Annotated in this window: 16 protein-coding genes and 2 pseudogenes; 10 read left to right on the top strand and 8 right to left on the bottom strand. The window is 65.6% G+C overall.

Going from position 1 to position 20,490, the window contains the following annotated elements:
• Window positions 1-30 precede the first annotated feature (30 nt).
• Both SLW56_RS08575 and SLW56_RS08580 read left to right on the top strand, forming a co-directional pair.
• Window positions 31-498 carry a hypothetical protein gene (locus SLW56_RS08575; protein WP_320694689.1) on the top strand — a complete coding sequence of 156 codons (468 nt, stop codon included), beginning with the start codon at window positions 31-33 and terminating at the stop codon, window positions 496-498.
• A gap of 2 nt (window positions 499-500) precedes the next feature.
• Window positions 501-2,462 (top strand): hypothetical protein, encoded by a 1,962-nt coding sequence (locus tag SLW56_RS08580; protein ID WP_320694690.1) that lies wholly within the window; start codon window positions 501-503, stop codon window positions 2,460-2,462.
• Window positions 2,463-3,031: 569 nt separating this feature from the next.
• Here SLW56_RS08580 and SLW56_RS20850 read toward each other — a convergent pair.
• A pseudogene (locus SLW56_RS20850) lies at window positions 3,032-3,285 on the bottom strand (ArsC/Spx/MgsR family protein); the annotation flags it as partial.
• On the bottom strand, window positions 3,282-4,016 hold the full coding sequence (gene arsH, locus SLW56_RS08590) for an arsenical resistance protein ArsH (protein ID WP_295933147.1): 735 nt from the start codon (window positions 4,014-4,016) through the stop codon (window positions 3,282-3,284). The gene arsH and the pseudogene SLW56_RS20850, both read right to left, overlap by 4 nt.
• A 41-nt stretch (window positions 4,017-4,057) precedes the next feature.
• On the opposite strand from arsH, the gene SLW56_RS08595 reads away from it, so the two are divergent.
• The 3 genes from SLW56_RS08595 (at window position 4,058) to SLW56_RS08605 (ending at window position 5,482) form a co-directional block, all read left to right on the top strand.
• On the top strand, window positions 4,058-4,372 hold the full coding sequence (locus SLW56_RS08595) for a metalloregulator ArsR/SmtB family transcription factor (protein WP_017908089.1): 315 nt from the start codon (window positions 4,058-4,060) through the stop codon (window positions 4,370-4,372).
• A 125-nt stretch (window positions 4,373-4,497) separates the two neighbouring features.
• A complete protein-coding gene (gene arsN2, locus SLW56_RS08600; RefSeq protein WP_017908088.1) occupies window positions 4,498-4,929 on the top strand; it encodes an arsenic resistance N-acetyltransferase ArsN2 in 432 nt (143 codons plus the stop codon).
• A gap of 31 nt (window positions 4,930-4,960) precedes the next feature.
• Window positions 4,961-5,482 (top strand): arsinothricin resistance N-acetyltransferase ArsN1 family B, encoded by a 522-nt coding sequence (locus SLW56_RS08605; protein ID WP_152244511.1) that lies wholly within the window; start codon window positions 4,961-4,963, stop codon window positions 5,480-5,482.
• Here the strand turns inward: SLW56_RS08605 and SLW56_RS08610 are convergent, their stop codons facing one another.
• From SLW56_RS08610 to SLW56_RS08620, 3 genes are read right to left on the bottom strand one after another with little or no spacing between them, the layout of a single operon-like run.
• Window positions 5,483-5,917 (bottom strand): helix-turn-helix domain-containing protein, encoded by a 435-nt coding sequence (locus SLW56_RS08610; protein ID WP_267092272.1) that lies wholly within the window; start codon window positions 5,915-5,917, stop codon window positions 5,483-5,485.
• A 4-nt stretch (window positions 5,918-5,921) separates the two neighbouring features.
• A complete protein-coding gene (locus SLW56_RS08615; protein WP_320694692.1) occupies window positions 5,922-8,357 on the bottom strand; it encodes a DUF2309 domain-containing protein in 2,436 nt (811 codons plus the stop codon).
• Between the two features lie 24 nt (window positions 8,358-8,381).
• Window positions 8,382-9,953: a proton-conducting transporter membrane subunit gene (locus SLW56_RS08620; protein WP_320694693.1), complete on the bottom strand. Its 1,572-nt coding sequence runs from the start codon at window positions 9,951-9,953 to the stop codon at window positions 8,382-8,384.
• Between the two features lie 107 nt (window positions 9,954-10,060).
• Here SLW56_RS08620 and SLW56_RS08625 point away from each other — a divergent pair, with 107 nt between their 5' ends.
• The 4 genes and pseudogenes from SLW56_RS08625 to SLW56_RS08640 all read left to right on the top strand — a co-directional run bounded on the left by SLW56_RS08625 (window position 10,061) and on the right by SLW56_RS08640 (window position 16,694).
• The gene (locus SLW56_RS08625) at window positions 10,061-10,951 is read left to right on the top strand and encodes a LysR family transcriptional regulator (RefSeq protein WP_043092087.1); all 891 of its coding nucleotides are present in this window, start codon (window positions 10,061-10,063) and stop codon (window positions 10,949-10,951) included.
• A 177-nt stretch (window positions 10,952-11,128) separates the two neighbouring features.
• The gene (locus SLW56_RS08630) at window positions 11,129-13,837 is read left to right on the top strand and encodes an AAA domain-containing protein (RefSeq protein WP_320694694.1); all 2,709 of its coding nucleotides are present in this window, start codon (window positions 11,129-11,131) and stop codon (window positions 13,835-13,837) included.
• A 16-nt stretch (window positions 13,838-13,853) separates the two neighbouring features.
• Window positions 13,854-14,045, top strand: a pseudogene (locus SLW56_RS08635) (LysR family transcriptional regulator); the annotation flags it as partial.
• Between the two features lie 483 nt (window positions 14,046-14,528).
• A complete protein-coding gene (locus tag SLW56_RS08640; protein WP_295843720.1) occupies window positions 14,529-16,694 on the top strand; it encodes an ATP-binding protein in 2,166 nt (721 codons plus the stop codon).
• Between the two features lie 151 nt (window positions 16,695-16,845).
• Here the strand turns inward: SLW56_RS08640 and SLW56_RS08645 are convergent, their stop codons facing one another.
• Both SLW56_RS08645 and SLW56_RS08650 read right to left on the bottom strand, forming a co-directional pair.
• Window positions 16,846-17,766, bottom strand: coding sequence for an NAD(P)/FAD-dependent oxidoreductase (locus SLW56_RS08645; RefSeq protein WP_017913847.1), 921 nt, complete (start codon window positions 17,764-17,766; stop codon window positions 16,846-16,848).
• A 2-nt stretch (window positions 17,767-17,768) separates the two neighbouring features.
• Window positions 17,769-18,212: an Rrf2 family transcriptional regulator gene (locus SLW56_RS08650; RefSeq protein ID WP_043092084.1), complete on the bottom strand. Its 444-nt coding sequence runs from the start codon at window positions 18,210-18,212 to the stop codon at window positions 17,769-17,771.
• Between the two features lie 310 nt (window positions 18,213-18,522).
• Here SLW56_RS08650 and SLW56_RS08655 point away from each other — a divergent pair, with 310 nt between their 5' ends.
• On the top strand, window positions 18,523-18,942 hold the full coding sequence (locus tag SLW56_RS08655) for a hypothetical protein (RefSeq protein WP_267098529.1): 420 nt from the start codon (window positions 18,523-18,525) through the stop codon (window positions 18,940-18,942).
• Here SLW56_RS08655 and SLW56_RS08660 read toward each other — a convergent pair.
• Window positions 18,926-20,443: an MASE1 domain-containing protein gene (locus SLW56_RS08660; RefSeq protein WP_267102614.1), complete on the bottom strand. Its 1,518-nt coding sequence runs from the start codon at window positions 20,441-20,443 to the stop codon at window positions 18,926-18,928. The genes SLW56_RS08655 and SLW56_RS08660 overlap by 17 nt on opposite strands.
• Window positions 20,444-20,490: the final 47 nt, after the last annotated feature.

Below are 20,490 nucleotides of genomic sequence, written 5' to 3' on the forward strand. Positions count from 1 at the left end.
AACCGCAGGAATGCCCCTGAGCCGATGCCTATGCTGGCCTTCACCAGCGCGGTCAGCGCTTCAGTCGAGCGCATCTGGATCGTGGACGAGTATTTTCTGGTGCCGCCCGACCGAGCGGGGGCGGACAGCCGGATCAGGAAGGTTTTGGAATGGCTACCTCCTCACATCACCGCCAGCGATATCAGGATCCTCACCAAGGACCACAAACAAATCAACGACGAGATGCTGCTGCTATTCGAACGCAAGCAAAGCGACATCAATGCCAAGCGCCGCCCCGGGCAAACGCGCTGCCGCATCGAGGTGTGCACGCGACTGACGGCGCGTTTCGATCACGTCCATGATCGCTTCGCCATCATCGACGACGAACTCTGGCATTTCGGGGCGACAGTCGGTGGCTTTCATCCCCGCGTCAATGCCGCCAGTCGGGGGTGGGACGCGGAGGCGTCGGGCGCCATCGACTTCTTCATTCTGGCGTGGGACATGTGCAAGGAACGATGACGATGCAATGGATCAATGAGCGCAGCGACGATTCCAGCGACGGCGAGGACTCGCGGTTCAAGACGCGCAGGGACTTCCTGCGTTCGCTGGCGCAAGCCGATCGGGAAACGCTCGACGCGATCGATGTGCTGGCGGCGACGCTCACGACGGATGACGAAACACCGACGATCGACATGCTCGTGGCGCTTGCTGCTCCAAGCGCAAGGCCTGCCTTTGACACGAACATGGTCGTGACAATGGCGTGTGCCGTTGCGCTTGCGCACTGCCCCGACCTGACGACCTGGCAGACGGTGAGGTCAATCGCGAACCACTCTTGGGAGATCGAACATTGGCTGCACGAGGCCATGGCCGCCCAGGCCGCGCGAGATGTCAACGCCAAGGAACGCTACGTCGCCCTGCTGACGCAGCTGTTCCAGGCGCTGGAAAGCGGCGCATGCAAGTCGGCTTCGACGCGCCGCAACGAGTCTCGCGAAGGCGCGAGGGCGCACTGGGAACACGCCGAGCACAAGCTCGATGAGATCTGGTGGGGGCTTCGCGGGGCCGACTTCATGAATTTCGAGGAGGAGGTACGGGTCCTGGGTCTCCTCGCCGAACTCGCGCCAGCCGAGTTCCAGGCGCTGATCGCCAGATCTCGGGATCCCTTCCTCGTGGACGCAGCCCTGCTTGGAGCCGGCGTCGGTGCCTTCAGTCCTCGCTTCGCCCAATGGGAGACGTGCGTCGAGGCGGCACCACCTGCCTTCGCGCCGGATGGTCGCTGGACGAGCTCGGTGCTGCTGCCCCTGCTGCTGGTGCATGGGCAGCGCCAACTGGTCGCGGCAAGCAGTCAGTTCCCGCGGTTCGATTCCAATGTATCTGAGGTCCCGGCGCTTACCGCGCAGGTGGTGGAACTGGCCGAAGCCGTAGTGGATGTGATTGCCCGGCGAACTGACGCGCTCGCGGCACTCGCGCGATGGAGTACGTGGCTGATGCGCCAGGTGCTGGTCTCCAAAGACGACGAATTCGACGATATCCGCGCGCGTGGATTTGTCAACAAGACATTGCTGGGGGCCATCGACAAGGCGATGCACGGCAAGGAAGCGATCTCCCGCGCGCCCGACGACGCAGCGCCATGGGAGGCATGGTGCTATCGCTGCGTCCAGTCGTATTTTGCTCAGGACAGGCACGCGCCGCTCCCCGATGTCGAGGCATTCGCCAGCCAATGGCGGCTCTCCCCTGAAGACTGGCATGAGCAGAAGGGACGCCAGTTGTTGGCAATGGCGGAACTGCACATCATGCGGGCCGACGTGCCCAGCCTCTCCTCGCGGTTGCTGGCGGTGCCTTTCGCTGCCAGGGACACCTTCGCGGAGGACTGGCGGGCGCTGTGGGACGAAGCTTTTTATCTCCGCGAGGTGGTCGAATTCGGATCTGCAGCCGCGGAATCGCGTGTCGGCTCCGACAAATCCGACGCGAGCCGCCTGCTCCTGCTCCTGGCGAGCATGGCCCTGGCATGCCTGGACCAGGTTGCCGACCGCCTAGGAGCATCCAGCGACCCAGTGGTTGACGGAATAGAGCGCTTGCATGGGGCACTGGCCGCGGCGGTGATGGACCTGCTGCACATCGACGATACGATCTACCGCGAGCAGTGGCTGGTCTTGCTGCATCACGTGGCGTTGCGCAGGGCGTACTGGGATCGCCGCTACGGCTCTAAACCCGGTTTTGCGCTTTTCAGTGAAGCATCGTCACCAGCGGTCCCGGACTACCTGGTGCGATTGCAGGCCAATCCCGGCGATCTCGTGGCCTTCCTGTATTCATGCGAGCGCAACGACCTCAACTTGGCCGCGCTCCGGGAGGACTTGCTAAGCGCCGGCATCGACTTGCGCGCGCATGTAGCCACCCTCAAACGCCTGAACGGGCTGCGAGACAGGGCCTATCCTCTGAATTCTGCTGCCATCCGCGCACTCGCCCCGCTCATGGATGCCGATTGAGCGCTGTTGTAGCGCAGCCTTGCATAGGCCCACATACCGCGAGGGCGCGTCATCAATCGAGCAAGATGGCTGAGGGTGATCCGGTAGATCGCGCCAAGGACGAGGCGGCTCGCCAGTCGGCCCTAAGCGTGCATCTCGCGGTGCAGGCCGTCGCAATGGAACTAACTCAGGACGACGCCGTCCAGGTCGATCTGGCGCAGGGGCTCGCTGCCGATGTGTCGCGAGTCGTCGCCATTGTTGGTGGCTGTAGTTCCCTCTGCAGCCAGTGCTAGGCGCTGGTCGAGGTACGCATGTCTGCGCTATCCTAAGAGGTGATTGACGATGTGCTTCCATCGCCGTCGCGCCCTGAAGTTCCTCCTTCTTCCGCACTAGGCAAAGCTCTTGTCGGGTGACGGTAAACGCGACGGCAGTGGCCTACGTTGATCATCGCAAAATCCTTTAACTACGCGGACTTGCGAGTGCTGTTGATGATCGAGTGGGAGTGAGGTGACCTCCTTCGTGGGCGGCGCTGGCTGATCGGCGCGCCCTGAAGCAGGCTTGGCATTTCGGTCGTGTTCCGGCTCGCCTTCCAGCATCGCGTCCAGCAGGTCGCTGTCCGTCAACTCGGGATGCCGTAGCTTCGGCGAGTGATACGGCGTGCCTTTCTCCCGAAGAACCTCTCGTGCCGTCAGCCCGGATGCGGCGATCGGCTCCACAAGTCGCTTCCGGCTTGGAGGCGTCTTGAGGTATTCGACGACCTGTGGGAGTGCTCCCGCGTGACGGATCAGGGCGAGGTGTTGCGCGAGGTGCCGCATTCCGGGTTGTGGCAGATCACGGCCTTCATGGCGCGGTCTTTGCCGCCTGGCTGGCTTCGACCGCGCCTGCGGCCGCCGCCAGTGCAGCGGCGGCCTGCGTATCCTTGCGCTCGCTGTAGCGGTCGACCAGGTAGTCGCTGCGGCCGCGCACCAGATAGGTGAACTTCACCAGTTCCTCCATGACGTCCACCACGCGGTCGTAGTACGCCGATGGTTTCATGCGGCCATTGGCGTCGAACTCCTGCCAGGCCTTGGGCACCGACGACTGATTCGGGATGGTCACCATCCGCATCCAGCGACCAAGCAGGCGCAGCGCGTTGACCACGTTGAAGGATTGCGATCCACCGCAGACCTGCATCACCGCGAGCGTGCGTCCCTGCGTCGGGCGGACGCTGCCTTCCTGCAGGGGCAGCCAGTCGATCTGGTTCTTGAAGACCGACGACACCGCGCCATGACGTTCGGGGCTCACCCAGACCTGGCCTTCCGACCACAGGGAAGCGGCGCGCAGTTCCTGCACCTTCGGATGGTCCGGGCCGACGGCATCGACCATGGGCAGGTCGTGCGGATCGAAAACGCGGGTCTCGGCGCCGAAGTAGTCGAGCAGCCGTTGCGCTTCCAGTGCCAGCTTTCGGCTGTAGGACTCCGGACGCAGCGATCCATACAGGATCAGGATGCGCGGCTTGTGCTCGGCATCGCCGGCGGCCAGGCGCGCGCGATCCGCTGCGGGCGCAAGCGTTGCATCCAGATTGGGAAGGTCCATGATCGATTGCCTGGTTTCATTAATTCCATTATTCTAAAATAATGGAACATTTGACCGCAACCAAGGCCTTGTCGGCACTGGGCCACGAGACCCGTCTGGCCATCTTCCGGCTGCTCGTCCAGGCCGGACCGGCGGGCAAGCTGGCGGGCGAGATCGCCAGCGCGCTGACCCTGCCGGGGCCGACCCTGTCCTTCCACCTGAAGGAGCTGGCTGCTGTCGGAATGATCCGCGCCGAGCAACGGGGCAGGACGGTCTGCTATCGCGCCGAGTTCGACACGATGACGCGCCTGCTCGATTACCTGACCGAGAACTGCTGCGGCGGCGACGCGCGTTGCGGAGAGGGGCGGACTTGTTGACGCTTGGCATTCGATGCGGAATGGCTGCGACATGAGCGTGGGCGCGGCTCATGTCGTGCCGACGGCGCATCGCCAGGCAGTCGCCAACCGCCGTGTCGTTCTTCTGCACATACCGAGGTGATGTCATGGACGTGGTGATCAGCCTGGCGCAGTTCGATCCGCAGACGGAAGAACTGCTGCAGTCCTCGGGGTTGCCCACCTCCGACCTGATCGCCGGTCACGCGTCGCGACAGTTCCTTGCCGCGCGTCGGGGTGGGTTGCTCGGCACCGTGGCTGTCGAATTCCATGGCGAACATGGCGTGCTGCGGTCGTTGTGCGTCGCGGAGGGGCATCGCGGTGATGGCCTCGGGCGTCGGCTGGTTCGGGAGGCGGAGCGCCTGGCTGTGCAGCGTGAGGTGCTTGCCTTGTATCTGCTGACCACGACGGCGCAGGATGTGTTCGCCGCCATGGGCTACGTGCAGTGCGACCGGGGGCAGGTGCCGCCGCTGGTCGGGGCGTCGAGCCAGTTCGAACGCCTCTGTCCGTCCAGCGCCGTCTGCATGTCGAAGCGGCTGTGATCCAGACCATCAACAAAGGAAGCCGGTGACCGTGACAGCGACCATCGTTTCGGCCAGTCCCGTGCATGCCCAGCGCATCGCGGACATCTACAACCACTACATCGCCAACACGTGCGTCACGTTCGAACTGGATGCCGTGACGTCGGCCGACATGGCCAGGCGCATTGAAGACGTACAGAGCGTCGGCCTTCCGTGGCTGGTGGCGCTGGTGGGCGACGAGGTTGCCGGGTATGCCTACGCCACACAATGGAGAGCGAGAAAGGCGTACCAGCGTTCGGTGGAATCCACGATCTACCTGGCTGATGGGCATCGCGGGCGAGGGCTGGGCGCTGTCCTGTATGGCGCGCTGCTGGAAACACTGCGACGGCTGGAGTTGCACGCAGTCATCGGCGGTGTCGCTCAACCGAACGATGCAAGTGCCCGGCTGCACGAGGCGCTGGGGTTCAAGAAGGTCGCGCACTTCGAGCAGGTCGGTTACAAGCTCGGCCGTTGGGTGGATGTCGCTTACTGGCAGTTGCTTCTTCCAGTCGCGCCCCACGAAAACGGAGTCTGACTAACGCCGCTGGTAGACGTCGCCCTGAACCAAGACCTGATCTTGCTCCGGCGCCTCGTCGAAACGTCGATGCGCTTCGGCAATGGCGCGTTGATTCTCGTTCGCCCAATGGACCAGCGCCATGACCGGCTTCAATAGCGTGCGTCCAAGGTCGGTCAGTGCGTAATCGACGCGCGGAGGAATCGTCGGATACAGCGTGGGCGTGACCAATCCGTCGCGTTCCAGTCCGCGCAGGGTCAGCGTCAGCATGCGCTGGGAAATGCCGTCGATGCCACGCTTCAATGCGTTGAAGCGCTGCGGGCCGTTCGCCAGCATGGCGACGATGTAAGGACTCCACTTGTCACCGATGCGATCCAGGATTTGATGCGTCGCCAGACAGCCGCCCGCATCAGGTGCAGGGACGTCGACAGGTGGGTCGATGTGACCAGGTGACATCCGGTCACGTGTGTGCCGGCACGGCGCTGCGCTTGGGCGGCGCATCGCCAGGACACGCCTCCCAGCGCAGATCGCCGGTGTAGCGCGACGCCATCCGGCCCTGGTCGTCCAGCGCGAACAGATGCAGCCAGCGATTGTCGAACAGCGCGCGAACCTGCGGATGGCGTTCGAGGATGTCGGTGATCGCGTCCGTCGGTGCTTCGATCAGCACGGAAAGCCGCAGTGGTTCGTGGATCAGCCGTTCGCCGTCGTGGACCGATTGCCAGGGGAGTCCGCCGCGCAGCAGGCCGCCGTTGCCCTCGACCACGCCGATGCCGCCGGTGACGTTGTGCAGCAGCTTGTTGCCCGCGCCGAAGACCTCGGGTGCGACGGTCGAGCCGTAGTACTGCAGGCTGATCCAGCTGGCGACCACGACCGGTGCGGTCAGGATCAGTTCCAGCACACCGAAACCTTCGTCGCGCCGCCAATCGTAGTCGTGCAGGAAGGCGCGTCCTGCCAGGTCGCGCCCGGCCGTGCGCGCGCGCGGCGCGGCGATGAAGGCCTGGCAGCCGGCCAGGGCCCATTCCGGGCGCAGCTCGGCCCAGTCGCGGGCGCGAGGCGCGATGTCCTGGCTGCGCTGCGCGCGTGGCAGGCGCAGCGCGCGCTCGCCGCGCGCCAGCGCGCCGGCGGCGTGCAGCCAACGCGCCGCCTGGTCGAGGTCGGCGGCATGCGTGGGCGAAGCATGGTCGGCGCTGTAGAGCGTGACCGCATCGGTCGTGGTGTCGTGCAGGGCGCCGACGAACAGCGTGTCGGCGGGAATCGCGATGCCGCGCTCGGCAAGCCCGGCGCGCACCTCGGGGTCGTTGAGCAGCGCGGCGAGCAGCCGCGCGTTCACTTCGCCCGAGTAGCCGCCGCAGGCGCCGCAGTGCAGGGCGCTGGCGTGCGGATTGTTGACCACGTTTGCCCCGTGGCCGGCGATCACCACGAGTCGCGCGAACCCGCTGGTGAGCGACATCGCGGTGAGGATGCGCGTGGCCATGGTCAGGCGCGTGTCGAGGTCGAGCGCCTCGGCCGGGCGCGGCGCGGGATCGTTCGGCGCCGAGTGCCGCGTCAGTCCCAAGCCATCGCGTAGCAGCTTGGCGACGTAGATCGGGCCGGTGGCCTCGACGAAGGCGAACGAGGAAATGGCGGCCAGCTTGAAGCGTCCCCAGGCCCGCTTCGCGCGCGCCGCGATCCGCGCGGCGAGGTCCGCCTCGGACAATGACGGCGTGGCCGCTCCCGCGCAGGTGTGCACCGCTGGCGTCAGCAGCACCGGAAGGCGTGCCTCGACCACGTCCGAGGCAAACCGGCGATGGCCGATGCCCAGCCCGAAGAATCCGGCGAATCCCAGGGTCTGGATGCCGGCATCCAGGCTTTCCAGCGCGCGGCGGAACACTTCCGAGCGTACGTCGATGCAGAAGGCCATCTGCAACGTCATCCGGTCGGGGGCGACCGGGGCCGAGGCGGGGGCTGCAAGCACGCTGCCGAGCCGCCGCTGTGCAGCTCGTTCGGCCGCTTCCTGCAGGATGCTGTCGACGACGTCGTCCGAAGTCGCTGCCATCGGCGTGGCGTAAGCGGCGACGGCGCTTCGCCACTCGGGCGCGATCTCCGAACCGAACTTGCCCAGCAGGGCGGCTTCCCAGCTGATGCGGATGGCGAGCAGATCGGTGACGCAGGCATCGGTTCCGCCGCTCAACTCCGCTTGCCAGAGCCGATACCGCGCAACCTGGCTCCAGCCGCCCAGCGTGGTCAGCAGACGGTGGAAATAGCCGTCCAGCGCGTCGGGCGCGAGGCCGAGGCGGGCGACGCCCTCGACGATCGCCTCTTCGGCAGTCGCTGGCGCGTCCGCCACCTGCTGGGCGAATCGGGTGAGTCCGGCGATTTCCGGCGTCAGATCGCGTGTCGCGACCAGCCGCCACGCGTTGTAGGCGCCGCCGGACTGCCCGGCGACCCACAGCGCCTGGCCCTGGTCGAAGTAGCTGGCGGCCCAGTGTCCGATGCGCTCTTCGACGATGCCCGGCCAGTCGACCAGCGACGCATCGCGTGCCAGATCGGCGACGGTCGGGATCGCCTGCGGGGCAGGGCGCGTGGCTTCGATGACGAGCTTCAGTGCGGACACGCTCGGCGGACGCAGCGCCGCCGGCGCGTTGTGCCAGGCCGCCTGCAGATCTTCTTCGGCGATCTCGCCGGACTGCAGTCGCTGCGCATACCAGGCGCGCGGCATGGTCACGGCGATGCCGGCGGCGCGCCGCAGCCGCGCCGCCGCGATCGGCAGCGGTTCGCCGGTCTGGCCGAGGAAGGGGTTGACCGCCACGCTCGAGGCGAGCGGCCAAAGCGGGGGAATGGCCCGCGCCGCACACGCGGCGGCGGCGATGATCAGCTCGTGAGACAAGGACGGTGCGTCGGTGGTGGTCATCAGCATGGCGGTGTCCTGGCGGTTAGGGAGTCACGAGGTCTTGCGGACGGACCAGCCGCCGAGCAGGCGATCGAGCGTGGCGTTGGCATACAGGCCATTGGCGAGATGCATGCGCAGTCCGGCGGCGGCCGGGTGCGTCGCCCACAGCGGGAACAGCGCCTGCGCCACCGCCACCAGGCCGAAGCTCAGCACCGCCAGCGCCATTAGCGTCCACTCCAGCCGACCCGGCGCCGGCGTCGCTGGCAGCACCCCGGTGGTCAGCCATTCGGCTGCGGTCTGCAGCGCGAAGTAGCCGACCGCGGCCGCGCTGGCGTAGAGCACGGTTTTTCGGGTGAGCGGACGGGGTGCGGCATCGGCCAGACCCTGGGCCAGCAGATAGGCGACGCCGAAGATCAGGATGGCGCCCAGGGCTAGCGCCTGCGGCGACTTGTGCTCGAAGCCGAAGGCGAACCCGAAGGCGGCGCCGATCCCGACATAGATCGCCAGCGCGATCAGGAAGGCGCGGCACACCGCCGCCCCATTGGGCACGGCGACCGGCCCAGGCCGGCGAATGGACGCCACCTGCTCGACGGCGCCGCCGGAGGCCAGGAAGGCATGGGCCTTGTAGAGGGAGTGCGCGACGATGTGCAGCAGCGCCAGCGGGAACAGCGCCAGCCCGCACTGCAGAATCATGAAGCCCATCTGCGCGACCGTGGACCAGGCCAGCGAGGTCTTGACCGCGGGTTGGGTCAGCATCACCAGCGCGCCGAACAGCGCGGTGAACCCGCCCAGCATGGCCAGCACGGCGAGTACGCCGGGGGCCGCCAGCATCAGGTCGGCGAAGCGGATCAGCAGGAAGCCGCCGCCGTTGACCACGCCGGCATGCAGCAGCGCCGACACCGGCGTGGGCGCCTCCATCATCTCGGTGAGCCAGCCATGGGTGGGGAACTGCGCCGATTTCAGCACCGCGGCCAGCGCCATCAAGGCGGCCGCCGCGGTAAGGGCACCGCCATGCTGGCCGTTCCGCGCCAGCGTGTTGATGGTGACGATGTCGGTGGTGCCCAGGCTCTTCCAGACAAGCAGTGCCGCGCAGATCAGGGCGATGGCGCCGATGCTGGAGAACAGGCGCTTCTTGCGCGCGGCGCGTTGCGCGGCCACACGCTGGGGATAGAACAGCAGCAAACGATTGAGCGCGATGCTGGTGGCGATCCAGGCCACCACGACCTGGACCAGGTTGCCGGCCTGCACGAGTAGCAGCACCGCGGCGAGCGCGACGCACAGCCAGCCGGTGAAATAGCCCTGCCGCGCTTCGCCATCCAGATAGGTGCGGGTATAGCGCACCACGATCCAGCCGACGAAGGCGACCAGCAGCAGCATCGTGGTGCTCACCGCATCGAGCCGGACCGACAGGCCGATGCCGCTCCATCCGATCAATGCGCTGCCGCCGGCGCCGCGGGCGATCAGCAGCGCCAGCGAGGCGATGGCGACGAGCAGTGCGCCGAGCGCGGCACGTTCGGCGAAGGCGGGGAGGAAGCGGGGGCGTCGGCCGCTGCGGACAAAGCCGAACACGGCCGCGACCAGCAGCAGGAGTGGGGCAGAGAGCGGCAGCAGATAGAGCGACAAGGCAATCCCCTTGGATCGAGCGCAGTGGCGGGCGGCGCCACGATAGCGATCGGTGGGGCTGAGCAAAAATTCATTGTTTTCACGATATCGTTCGTTATTATCGAACGATGGCTGCTTTGAACTACAACCACCTGCGTTACTTCTGGGCCGTGGCCCACGACGGCAACCTGACCCGCACTGCCGAGCGGCTCAACCTCACCCAGTCCGCCTTGTCGGTGCAGATCCGCAAGCTGGAGGAGCGTTTGGGCCATGCACTGTTCGAGCGGCGCGGGCGGCAACTGCACCTGACCGAGGCGGGGCAGATCGCGCTGGACCACGCCGATGCGATCTTCGCCACCGGCGACGAACTGCTGGGCACGCTGCGGCAGACCGGCGCCGCGCGGCAGGCGCTGCGAGTTGGCTCGCTGGCCACGCTGTCGCGCAACTTCCAGCTGGAGTTCCTGCGGCCGCTGCTCGGCCGAACCGACATCGACCTGATCCTGCGCTCGGGCAGTGCCGGCGAACTGCTGCGGGCGCTGGAGGCGCTCAATCTCGACGTGGTCCTGCTCAACCAGGCGCCGGCCACCGACGCGCTGACCCCGTTCGTGACCCATCGGCTCGCCGAGCGCCCGGTCAGTTTGGTGGGCACGCCGGACCGGTTGGGTCATGCCGCCAGCATCGCCGATCGGCTTCGCCAGCATCCCATCATCCTGCCGACGGTGGACAACAGCGTGCGCGCGGGATTCGACGCCCTGGCCGATCGTCTGGGCGTGCGCCCGCAGATCGTGGCGGAAGTGGAGGACATGGCGATGATGCGCCTGCTGGCGCGCGAGGACATCGGCCTGGCCGTGCTCCCGCCGATCGTGGTCAAGGACGAGATCGCCGCCGGCGTGCTGGTGGAGGGCGATCAATTGCCGGACATCGTGGAGACCTTCCACGCCGTCACCATGTCGCGGCGCTTCCCGAATCCGCTGGTGCGGCTGCTGCTGCTGCCGACGGCAACAGCAGAAAGCCTGTAGTTCCTTTTTCCCCGTGATTACCCGATCTTCAGGCAGGTTCTAGGCTACGTGATGCAACGCTTGGGCCGTCTACCTGCGTCGGAAGAGAGACTGGCAATATGAAGTCATGTGAATAAGTAACGGCATCTGGCTGTCGGTCGAAGGGTGAACGACGGCCAAGTACACGGACAGAGACGTATGGTGTCGATCCAGGTGGGTGGCGAGGACAAGACTGCAGAGATCGTCAATTGGTTGATCTGGAGCGATAAGCGCGCAGGTCTGCAGCTGATATGTTCCTACTTAAATAAGGGCGCCGTTTTACACGCGCTCAAAGATTGCGTCATCGTTCCCACTCGCGAACTGAATGATGTGCTGCTGACCAGATCAGGCAGCACGAACGTTACGCCTGTCGCGAAGGCGACGATATATGGCGAGCGGTATGCCGTGGTGCATTACCCTGGCGCTGCCGACAAGCCCTACGTTTTCAAAATGGAGGGAATCGACTTCATTGCGCCGATGGTGAAGAACGGCGCGCCGGTTCTGCAATATTTCATCAGGGTGGCTAAGGCGCGGCAGGCGCATGCAACGTCGCAAACAGATAGCAAGATCGCGGCCAATGTCGTAGACCAGCTGGGCAGGCTGCCTGTCAGTGTCGAAACGGCCTTGCATGCCTACTGCACGGGACACAACGGCACGCTGCTCCCCGGGCCGGGCCTGATCTATCCGTTCGGTCTGAACGAGAGCCAGTTGGCGGCGGTCGAGCATGCGTTCCGTGCTCAGGTCAGCGTGATCGAGGGTCCGCCCGGGACGGGCAAGACCCAGACGATTCTCAACATCCTTGCCAACATCCTGCTGCGTGGGCAGACAGTGGCGGTGTTGTCCAACAACAATGCAGCAGTAGAAAACGTCTACGAGAAGTTGGAGAAGTGCGGACTGGGCTATCTGGTCGCTAAACTCGGCAATCAGGAAAACCGCGACGATTTTTTCGCCGATCTGCCGCCATGGCCATCTGACGCACCCGAGCCGGCGCCGACGCTGGAGGAGATCCAGGGTCTGTTGGGTCGCTTGACGCAGCAGTTGCGCGATCGCAATCGGTTGGCGCAATTGCAGGCCGAACTCGACGAGTTGACCATCGAGCGGCGCTATCTCCAGCAATGGCAGGCGGAAAACGGCGTGCATGCTGCCGTCTCGCTGGAAAAGTACGGGTTGACGCCGCACAAGACCGCAGACTTGATGGCCTACTTGGCCCATCTCGGCCAAGAGCGTGTCCGCCTGCGGGATCGCATCGAGTTGTTGTTCAACTTCGGGATCCTTCGTGTCAAGCCTTTCGCCAACGCAGATGAGCGACTGTCCGTGTTTCATGCGCTGCAGATGCACTACTACGACAAGGCGCTGCAGGAAAAGGCGGCGGAGTTGCAGGCTTGCCGCAAATCGCTGGCGCAAGGAAACTTTACTGCCTTGTTGGATGCAATGACTTCTGCGTCCATGCGCCATCTGAAGCAGCACCTACAAAGTCTGCCCCTGCCATCGGACAGCTTCGATGGCAAAACCTACCGGCAAAGGTTCGATGTCTTCTTGAAGCGCTTCCCGATCCTGGGAAGCGGTACGCACTCCATCATCAATTCGATCGCACCGGAGACGATCCTTGATTACGTGATCATCGACGAGGCCTCGCTCCAGGACATCGTACCGGGCATCTTGCCACTGGGCTGTGCGAGGAACCTTATTGTTGTCGGCGACAACCGCCAGTTGGCACACATTCCAGTTAAGCTGGGTCTGTCAGCGCCCGCCGAGGCCTACGATTGCGAGCGCTACAGCCTGCTCGATTCGTGTATCGCCGTGTTCAAGCAGGCGCTACCAAGGACACTGCTCAAAGAGCACTATCGCTGCCATCCCAGGATCATCCAGTTCTGCAACCAGCAGTTTTACGATAACGCATTGGTGCCGATGACCGAAGATCAAAGCGAAGCGCCTTTGCGCCTGATTGTGACCGCCAAGGGCAACCACACCCGTCAGAACACCAATCTCCGCGAATTGGATTCCCTGCTCAAGGTGCTCGATGATGAGGATGACGCGGTTGGCATTGATGGCGATGGGCGTGGATTCATCGCGCCGTTCCGGGCGCAGGTGAATCTCTCTGATTCGCGCCTGCCGGCGGAGTTCGTGAAAGACACGGTGCATAAGTTCCAGGGTCGAGAGTGCGATGAGATCGTCTTCTCCACGGTGCTGGACAAGAAGCGCTACAACCAGGATCCGAAGCGCCTGAGCTTCGTTGACGACCCACGCATGATCAATGTGGCGGTATCGCGAGCCAAGCAGCGCTTCACCCTTGTGACTGGCGATGACGTATTTGCCGACAATGGCCACATCGCTGCCTTGGTGCGCTATATCAGCTATTACGCCGAGGGTGCGCAAGTCGTGCGGGCGCCTGTGATCTCTGCATTTGATCTGCTGTACCGCGAGTACGACCAGTCCCTGGCCCGCTTGAATGCTCGCTTGCGCCCCGAAGATTCACAGTACAAGTCCGAGCAGATCGTGGCACAGCTACTGCGCGAGGTTCTGTCCACATCCGAGTGCCATGCCTTGATGTTCCACGATCAAGTCAAGCTGGATCAAGTCGCAGCCTCGAGCAACCCGGAGTTGACGGAACGCGAGCGGGCCTTCATGGCGCGTGCCAGTTGCGATTTTGTTGTTTATTTCCGGGTTGGAAAGATCCCAGTGGGGGTAATTGAAGTCGATGGCGGCCTTCACGACCGGCCCGAGCAGATGGAGCGGGATCGCTTGAAGAACGGAATCTTGTCCAAAAGCGGCATTGCCATCCTGCGCTTGCGCACTGTGGAAAGCGGCATCAAGGAGAAGATCACCGATTTTCTTGTAGAGTGGATGAGTGCTGTGGCCGAGAGCTGAATAGCCTGACAAGGTGCGCGAGGACATCGGCCTGGCCGTGCTCCCGCCGATCGTGGTCAAGGACGAGATCGCCGCGGGCGTGCTGGTGGAAGGCGATCAATTGCCGGACATCGTGGAGACCTTCCACGCCGTCACCATGTCGCGGCGCTTCCCGAATCCGCTGGTGCGGCTGCTGTTGCAGCCAGCGGCTGCGGCGGGTGGCGCGTAGCGCCTCGCCGAAACGTCTCGCCAACTGCGACGAACCCTAGGTGTGTCAGCGATGAGCGACCGCTGCGCGTTCGTCGCGCAGGCAAGCGACGACATGTGGCATGCCATCCCGTGACGCGAACACGGCGATATGCGCTTGTCTCGATCGTGCGATGTCCTTCAACCGCAGCGGTTCGAAGGGGCGGTTGACGACGCGATGGGGGCTGCGGCCCTTGCGAACAAGCGTCATTGCCCCCTCACGCAGCTTGGCGAGCGTGGAGCGCACGACTCCCGTGCATGCAGCGCTCACACGGCTTGAGGTCTAACGAGGCATTCACCCATAGACTTAGATGCACGTCGCACGCGCTTCACGCGTGACCTATGCCACCATCGTTTTCGCATCTCTTCGGAAAGCGTTTCCATTTTTGCGGATATCCATTCGCTCCGAAATCCATCGCGCTGGTGTTATTCGATAACATCCGGCGCCGCCATCCAGCAGGTGCGCGTGTACCGAGAACTTGCACAGGCCCAACGTGATGCATGCCTGGATGCGGAGCAGAGAAAAGCGCTGCTCATGATCGCGTCCGGCGCGCCGATGGAGGAATGCCTGGATGCACTGACCGACGCCGTGGCGCGGCTTGCTCCGGGCGCGCGCGCGTGCGTACTCCTGGCGAGCGAGGACCGCCGCACGATGGGCGGCGGCTACTCGTCGCACTTCCCGCCGACATTCGCCGCGGCCATCCGCGGCTTGCCGATCGGGGAAGCGCTCATCGGTACCTGCGGGACCGCCATCCATGAGGGGCATCCGGTCGAGTGCGAGGACGTGGAGCACGCGCCGCAATGGGCCGCGCCCTGGCGCTCGCTTTGCCTGGAAAACGGCATCCTGGCGTGCTATTCGCACCCGGCCATCGGGCAGGGCGGCAAGGCGGTCGGATCGTTCTTTCTGTGTCTTGCGGAAGCGCGGCAGGCTACTGCGTGGGAGCGCAAGGTCGCCGAGTTCGGCGCGCTGGTGACCAGCATCGTGGTGGAGCGGGAACGGGCCGCCGCGCATCTGCGCAAGGAAATGGCGGCGCTCGCCCGCCTGCAGGAACTGAGTGCCGAGCTGGTGGGGCCGGGAGAGTTCGAGCCGCTGCTGCAGAAGATCCTCGCGGCGGCCGCCGACATCTCGGGAACCGACAAGGGCAACATCCAGATCTTCGATCCGGTCAGGAAAACCCTGCGGATCGTCGTGCATCAGGGACTGGGCCCGCGGTTGGTCGAGCATTTCCGCGAGGATGGGTGGGATGCCAGTTGCGGGGAAGCGGCGAAGCAGGTGCAGCGTCTGGTCGTCGCCGACGTGGAGAAGCTGGAAGGCCTGCAGGGGACATTGGGGCTGGAGATCGTGCTGGAGGATCAGATCCGCTCCATCCAGTGCATGCCCTTGCTCAGCCGCGATGGCCGGCTGTTGGGCATGCTCAACAATCATTACCGCTGGCCGGGCGGCCCCGACCCGGACGCGCTGCGCTACATCGACCTGCTCGCACGCCAGGCCGCCGAACTGGTGGAGCGGCATCAGATCGAAGCGGAGCTGGCGCAGGAGCGGCGGCGCAAGGACGAGTTCCTGGCCATGCTCGCGCACGAGCTGCGCAACCCGTTGGCGCCGTTGCGCAACATGCTGGAAGTGCTCAAGCGCTCGCATGGCAACGAGGCGTTGTCGCGGAAGGCGCACGAGGTCATGGAACGGCAGGTACGGCAGCTGGTGCGCTTGGTGGACGACCTGCTCGACGTCAATCGCATCAAGCAGGGAAAACTGGAATTGCGGCGCGAGTCGCTGCTGCTGGCCGAGGTGATCCAGCAGGCCGTCGAGGTCTGCCGTCCTGCATTGGACCAGCAGCGGCATCGCTTGCGCGTGGTGTTGCCGGAGACGCCGCTGCCCTTGCAAGGAGACCCGGTCCGTCTCACCCAGGTGTTCGGGAATCTGCTCACCAACGCGTGCAAGTACACGCCACCCGGGGGAGACATCGAGGTGCGGGTCGAGGCGGGCGCGGGCAGCGTCGAGGTCGTGGTCGCGGACAACGGATCCGGCATTCCGCCGGACAAGGTCGATGCCATCTTCGAACTGTTCACCCAGGTGGACCGGACCCTGGAGCGTGCGCAAGGTGGACTCGGCATCGGCCTGATGCTGGTTCGGCGGCTGGTCGAGATGCACGGCGGCACCGTCGAGGCGCGCAGCGAGGGGGCCGGCAAGGGCAGCGCGTTCGTCGTGCGGCTTCCCTGCGACGCCGCGCCGGTTGCCGTGTCGGCCACGGGGGATGTCCGGCCGGCACAAACGATGCGCCGGATCCTGGTGGTCGACGACAATGCGGATATCGCGCTGGCGCTGGCCGCCCTGCTGGAACTGGACGGACACGCTGTGCGCACCGCTGGCGGCGGAGAGGAAGCGCTGGCGATCGGTGCGCGCATGCGCCCCGAGGTGATCCTGATGGACATCGGCATGCCCGGCATGGACGGGCACGAGGCGTGCCGCCGCATTCGCGATTGCCACTGGGGCAAGGACATCACCATCGTCGCGCTGACCGGCTGGGGGCAGGACAGCGATCGCCGCGATTCGGCGCATGCAGGGTTCGACGCGCACCTGGTCAAACCGGTGGGGTTTGCCGAGTTGCACGGACTGTTTGCCGGGCTCGACTGACTTGGTCAGGTCCAGCGTACGCGCACGTCGCGTCTGGTGCGTTGTGGCCATGGGCGGACGGGCAGCCGAGACAAACGGCTACACCTGCCATGATCGCGCCTGCGCGATTCGCCCGGCGTAGACCGATACCGCAGTGGAATCCGAGCGCGCGTCATCCTGTGCGCGTTGATGCTGGCGGCGCGAAGGTTTCCGGCCATACCAGCGAGCGGTGAACCTGCGCGCCGGCCATGGCGCCGCTGCCCACGGCCAATGACAGCGAATGCGGCGCTTTCGCCAGGTCGCCGCAGGCGAAGACGCCGGCGACCGAGGTCCCATGCTCGGCATCGATGCGGACCTGGGTGCCCATTGGCGTCTCCTCCAGCACGCAGCCCATGGCCTCGGCCAGGGGACAGGACGGGGTGGTGCGTGTCGCCGTGAACAGGCCGGCGAAGACCAGGCGCCGACCGTCGGCCAGGACCACGTCGGCATGCCCCTCGATCCTGTCGATGGGCGCCTCCTCGATCGCCACGCCGCGGCCGCTCAGAAGAGCCCTGGCCGCGTCGTCGAGCTGCAGTGCGCCGTTGACGAGTAAGGTCACATTGCCCCACTCGGTGAGCAGTTCGGCTTGGTGCACGGACAGCGGGCCGGCACCGACGATGCCGATGCGTCCCTGGTCCAGTTCGTAGCCGTGGCAGTACGGGCAGTGGAAGACGGCCGTGCCCCAGCGTTCGGCGAGGCCGTCGACGGCCGGAAGCTGGTCGGCCACGCCGGTGGCGAGCAGGATCCGGCGACCCTGGTGGGTGCCGCCATCGGAGGTGGTCACCCGGAAGACGTCCAAGGATCCAGTGGCGGTCAGGGCGTGTGCGTCCAGCCACGTCAGCGTCGGATAGGCGCTGAGCTGCTGGCGCGCGGTCGCCGCGATGGTGCCAGGCGGCACGCCGTCCTGGCCGAGGAAGCCATGTGCATGGTGGGCCGTGCGATTGCGGCGCTGGCCCGCATCGATCACTAGCACGGAACGCCGCGCTCGCAGCAGTTGCAGGGCGGCGGCCATGCCCGCATAGCTGCCGCCGATGACGATGATGTCGTGGTGCATGCCTAACTCCTCGTCCGTCGTGCCGCCGCATGCCGGCGCGCGAAGTCGGCGGCCAGGTCGGCAAGGGTGATGTCCGAAAGCCGCTTCAACAGCAACGCCTCTGCCTCTGCGAACGTTCCCTCGAGTGCGGCATTCACCGCTTGCTCAACCAGGCACTCCGGGGATTCGTGGCGATTGCCGATGGCGAACAGCGCCGGTTCGCCCAGCGCTTCATGCAACTGGCGCAGGGTGACCGTGGCCAGGTCGGCATGGATGCGCCATCCACCCGCGTGCCCGCGATCCGAGGTCACGATGCCGGCTTCGCGCAAGTACCCCATGGTCCGCCGGACCACGACGGGATTGGTGCCCAGGCATTGGGCCAGGGCGTCGGAGGTCATGGGACCATCGTGCTCGGCCATGTGCAGCAGGGCATGCAGGACAGAGGACAGGCGGCTGTCGCGTTTCATGTAACTAATGATGTTTCGAAAGTTGCGGCAGGTCAAGCGTGGTTGCGTCCCGGCGCTGTCGATCGCGTTCAACGGGGTGTGCCGCGAACATGTGCGCGTCTGGCGCCCGCAACGCACGGCGAGTGCGATCGAAACAGCGGCGATCGCGGGCATGGTGGCGGCACGACGCTTGTTCATCGTGGACAGGCAACGACCTGGTCTCTCGCCATGGCGGCGATGCTGTTTGTCGACCGCTTCCCGGCCCGGACCACGTACCTTGATCCCGCCTGAGATGCAGGCGGAATTCCCCGGGTGGGAAAGGATCGATGCAATGGAAACGAAGGCGAAGAGCTTGGCAATCGTGGTCGCAGCGGGGTTGGCGCTGTCATTTCAGGCGCAGGCGCAGTCCTGCTGCCCCTCCGGCGGGCATGGGGTGGTGGGCAAGGGACTGGGCGAAAGCGTGCCCAAGGCGCTGAATCTCGCCACGGATTCGGCCTGGCGCGTCTATGAGTTCTCGCGCGATGGCGTGAACTACCTGCAGATCAACGACGCCAGCGGCGTGGTCCGTGCCGCGGTCGGCCGCATCGGCAAGACCTTGTGGGTGCTGCCGATGGGCAGCGACGTGGGGCGGGTCTCGCTGACGGCATCGCCTGCGGTGCCGTCACGCGTGATCTACCGGACGGCCGATGTGGTGGTGCGCCTGCGCTCGGATGCACGCGGTGACGCGTGGGAGGTCACGGCGGTGGAGTGAGGCCGCCGGAGATCGGGCTTTCGGACACCAGAAAGCTGAAGCTCAACGCATGGCGGCGCCGGCAGGTGCCGCCATGCGCCTGCAGGCGGACCGCCAGTTCCCGCTCGGGCGCTTCCGGACGGCGCCGCAACGCGCTCAGCATCGCCGCATCGGCGGTGATGCGGATGGCGATGCCCTGTCGTCCCTGCGCACGCCATACCCGTGCCCGCAGCAGATGCGTATGGGCCACGGGCAGGGTCTCGATGGCGTCGAGGATGCAGCGATAGGCCACCAGTTGCAGACCCAGCGAGAGGCGTCGCGGATCGCCATGCAGGCGGCAGCGGAACTCCGTGGCGCACAGGTTGGCGAAGGTCGGCGAGTGCAGCGTGTGGTACAGGCCGTGCGTCTCGATGCCGAGCGGGTAGAGCGCGGTGACGTATTCGTCCAGCAACTGTGCCTGGATCACGCCGGTGCGGGTCATCTGCATGGCGGCGGCGTAATGGCCGCGTGCGCGCAGATCCTCCACCACATCGCGGCGCAGCTTGTTGATCTGGGTGCTGAGGTCGGTGTAGTCGACCACCCGTCGGCGCAGCGTGCGTTCGGCGGAGAGGTAGCCGGCCTGTGCGAAGGCCAGCGCCTGTTCGCGCAGGCGTCCGTCGTCGCGCATGTGCCGATAGGCGGCGGAAATCCGTGATCCGAACGCGAACATCACCGTGGCGGTGGCGGCGAGCAGGATCTGCACCACGAACGCATCGGCATCGTGCATGCCCGGTGCGACGACCTTGGGCATGGACAGGGCCACCGCAACGTTCGCCATGACCACGCCGAGCGCCGCGCCCCGCCAGCCATGGCGCAGCGTCAGTACGATCGCCGGGACCACCAGCAGGACCATCAGCAACTGTCGCAGCAGCGCGTCGCCGGCCACGGCGATCGACGCCGACAGCGCGACGACCACGGCGATCGACGCCAGCCCCTCGCGCAACAGCGAGGCCCGCAGTCGCGTGGGTTCGTCCCGGCGCAGCCACAGCAACGCCGGCAGCACGAACATCAAGGTGCCCAGGTAGTCGCCAAGCCAGTAGCGCAGCAGCACATCGAGCGGCGCCGGCCCGGCGGGGCCGCCCAGCGCGGTGTTGATCGCGATGTTGCAGAGCGTGCTCCACAGCGCGGTCGCCAGCGTCAGCGGCAGCAGCCAGTGATCGTCGCGTGCCAGGTCAGGCACCCGCTGACGCGCCAGGACCGGCAGCAGCGACACGGCGGGCATCAGCAGGAACGGACTCAGGTATGCCCAGGTGGCACTCGCGCCCCAGGCCTCGCTCATGGGAATGCGCAATGTCAGCAGCGCGGCGGCATCGCCGGCCAGCAACCACGGCCAGCGCCGTGCGGGCAGGAACAGCAGGCTCGCGACGCGCACGCCGGCCGGCAGATACCACTGGTCCACGGAACACCGCCAGGCCAGCAGGAAGGCGGCGCAGTAAGTGGCGCTCAGTAGAACGCCTTTGGCGATATCTCTTGCCGCGGCCATTCCCGCCATCCGTGGTATGTCGCGGCTACTGTATAAGCCGGATCGGC

The organism is Xanthomonas sp. LF07-6, assembly GCF_034105445.1.
GTDB classification, from domain to species: domain Bacteria; phylum Pseudomonadota; class Gammaproteobacteria; order Xanthomonadales; family Xanthomonadaceae; genus Xanthomonas_A; species Xanthomonas_A sontii.

Excerpts from the sequence above, each read along its gene's own strand:
- SLW56_RS08580 (WP_320694690.1), top strand. The coding sequence starts at position 501 with ATGCAATGGATCAATGAGCGCAGCGACGATTCCAGCGACGGCGAGGAC.
- SLW56_RS08660 (WP_267102614.1), bottom strand. The coding sequence starts at position 20,443 with ATGGCCGCGGCAAGAGATATCGCCAAAGGCGTTCTACTGAGCGCCACT.
- SLW56_RS08645 (WP_017913847.1), bottom strand. The coding sequence starts at position 17,766 with ATGCACCACGACATCATCGTCATCGGCGGCAGCTATGCGGGCATGGCC.
- arsH (WP_295933147.1), bottom strand. The coding sequence starts at position 4,016 with ATGGACCTTCCCAATCTGGATGCAACGCTTGCGCCCGCAGCGGATCGC.
- SLW56_RS08630 (WP_320694694.1), top strand. The coding sequence starts at position 11,129 with ATGGTGTCGATCCAGGTGGGTGGCGAGGACAAGACTGCAGAGATCGTC.
- SLW56_RS08625 (WP_043092087.1), top strand. The coding sequence starts at position 10,061 with ATGGCTGCTTTGAACTACAACCACCTGCGTTACTTCTGGGCCGTGGCC.
- SLW56_RS08615 (WP_320694692.1), bottom strand. The coding sequence starts at position 8,357 with ATGCTGATGACCACCACCGACGCACCGTCCTTGTCTCACGAGCTGATC.
- SLW56_RS08650 (WP_043092084.1), bottom strand. The coding sequence starts at position 18,212 with ATGAAACGCGACAGCCGCCTGTCCTCTGTCCTGCATGCCCTGCTGCAC.
- arsN2 (WP_017908088.1), top strand. The coding sequence starts at position 4,498 with ATGGACGTGGTGATCAGCCTGGCGCAGTTCGATCCGCAGACGGAAGAA.
- SLW56_RS08655 (WP_267098529.1), top strand. The coding sequence starts at position 18,523 with ATGGAAACGAAGGCGAAGAGCTTGGCAATCGTGGTCGCAGCGGGGTTG.
- SLW56_RS08575 (WP_320694689.1), top strand. The coding sequence starts at position 31 with ATGCTGGCCTTCACCAGCGCGGTCAGCGCTTCAGTCGAGCGCATCTGG.
- SLW56_RS08610 (WP_267092272.1), bottom strand. The coding sequence starts at position 5,917 with ATGTCACCTGGTCACATCGACCCACCTGTCGACGTCCCTGCACCTGAT.
- SLW56_RS08595 (WP_017908089.1), top strand. The coding sequence starts at position 4,058 with ATGGAACATTTGACCGCAACCAAGGCCTTGTCGGCACTGGGCCACGAG.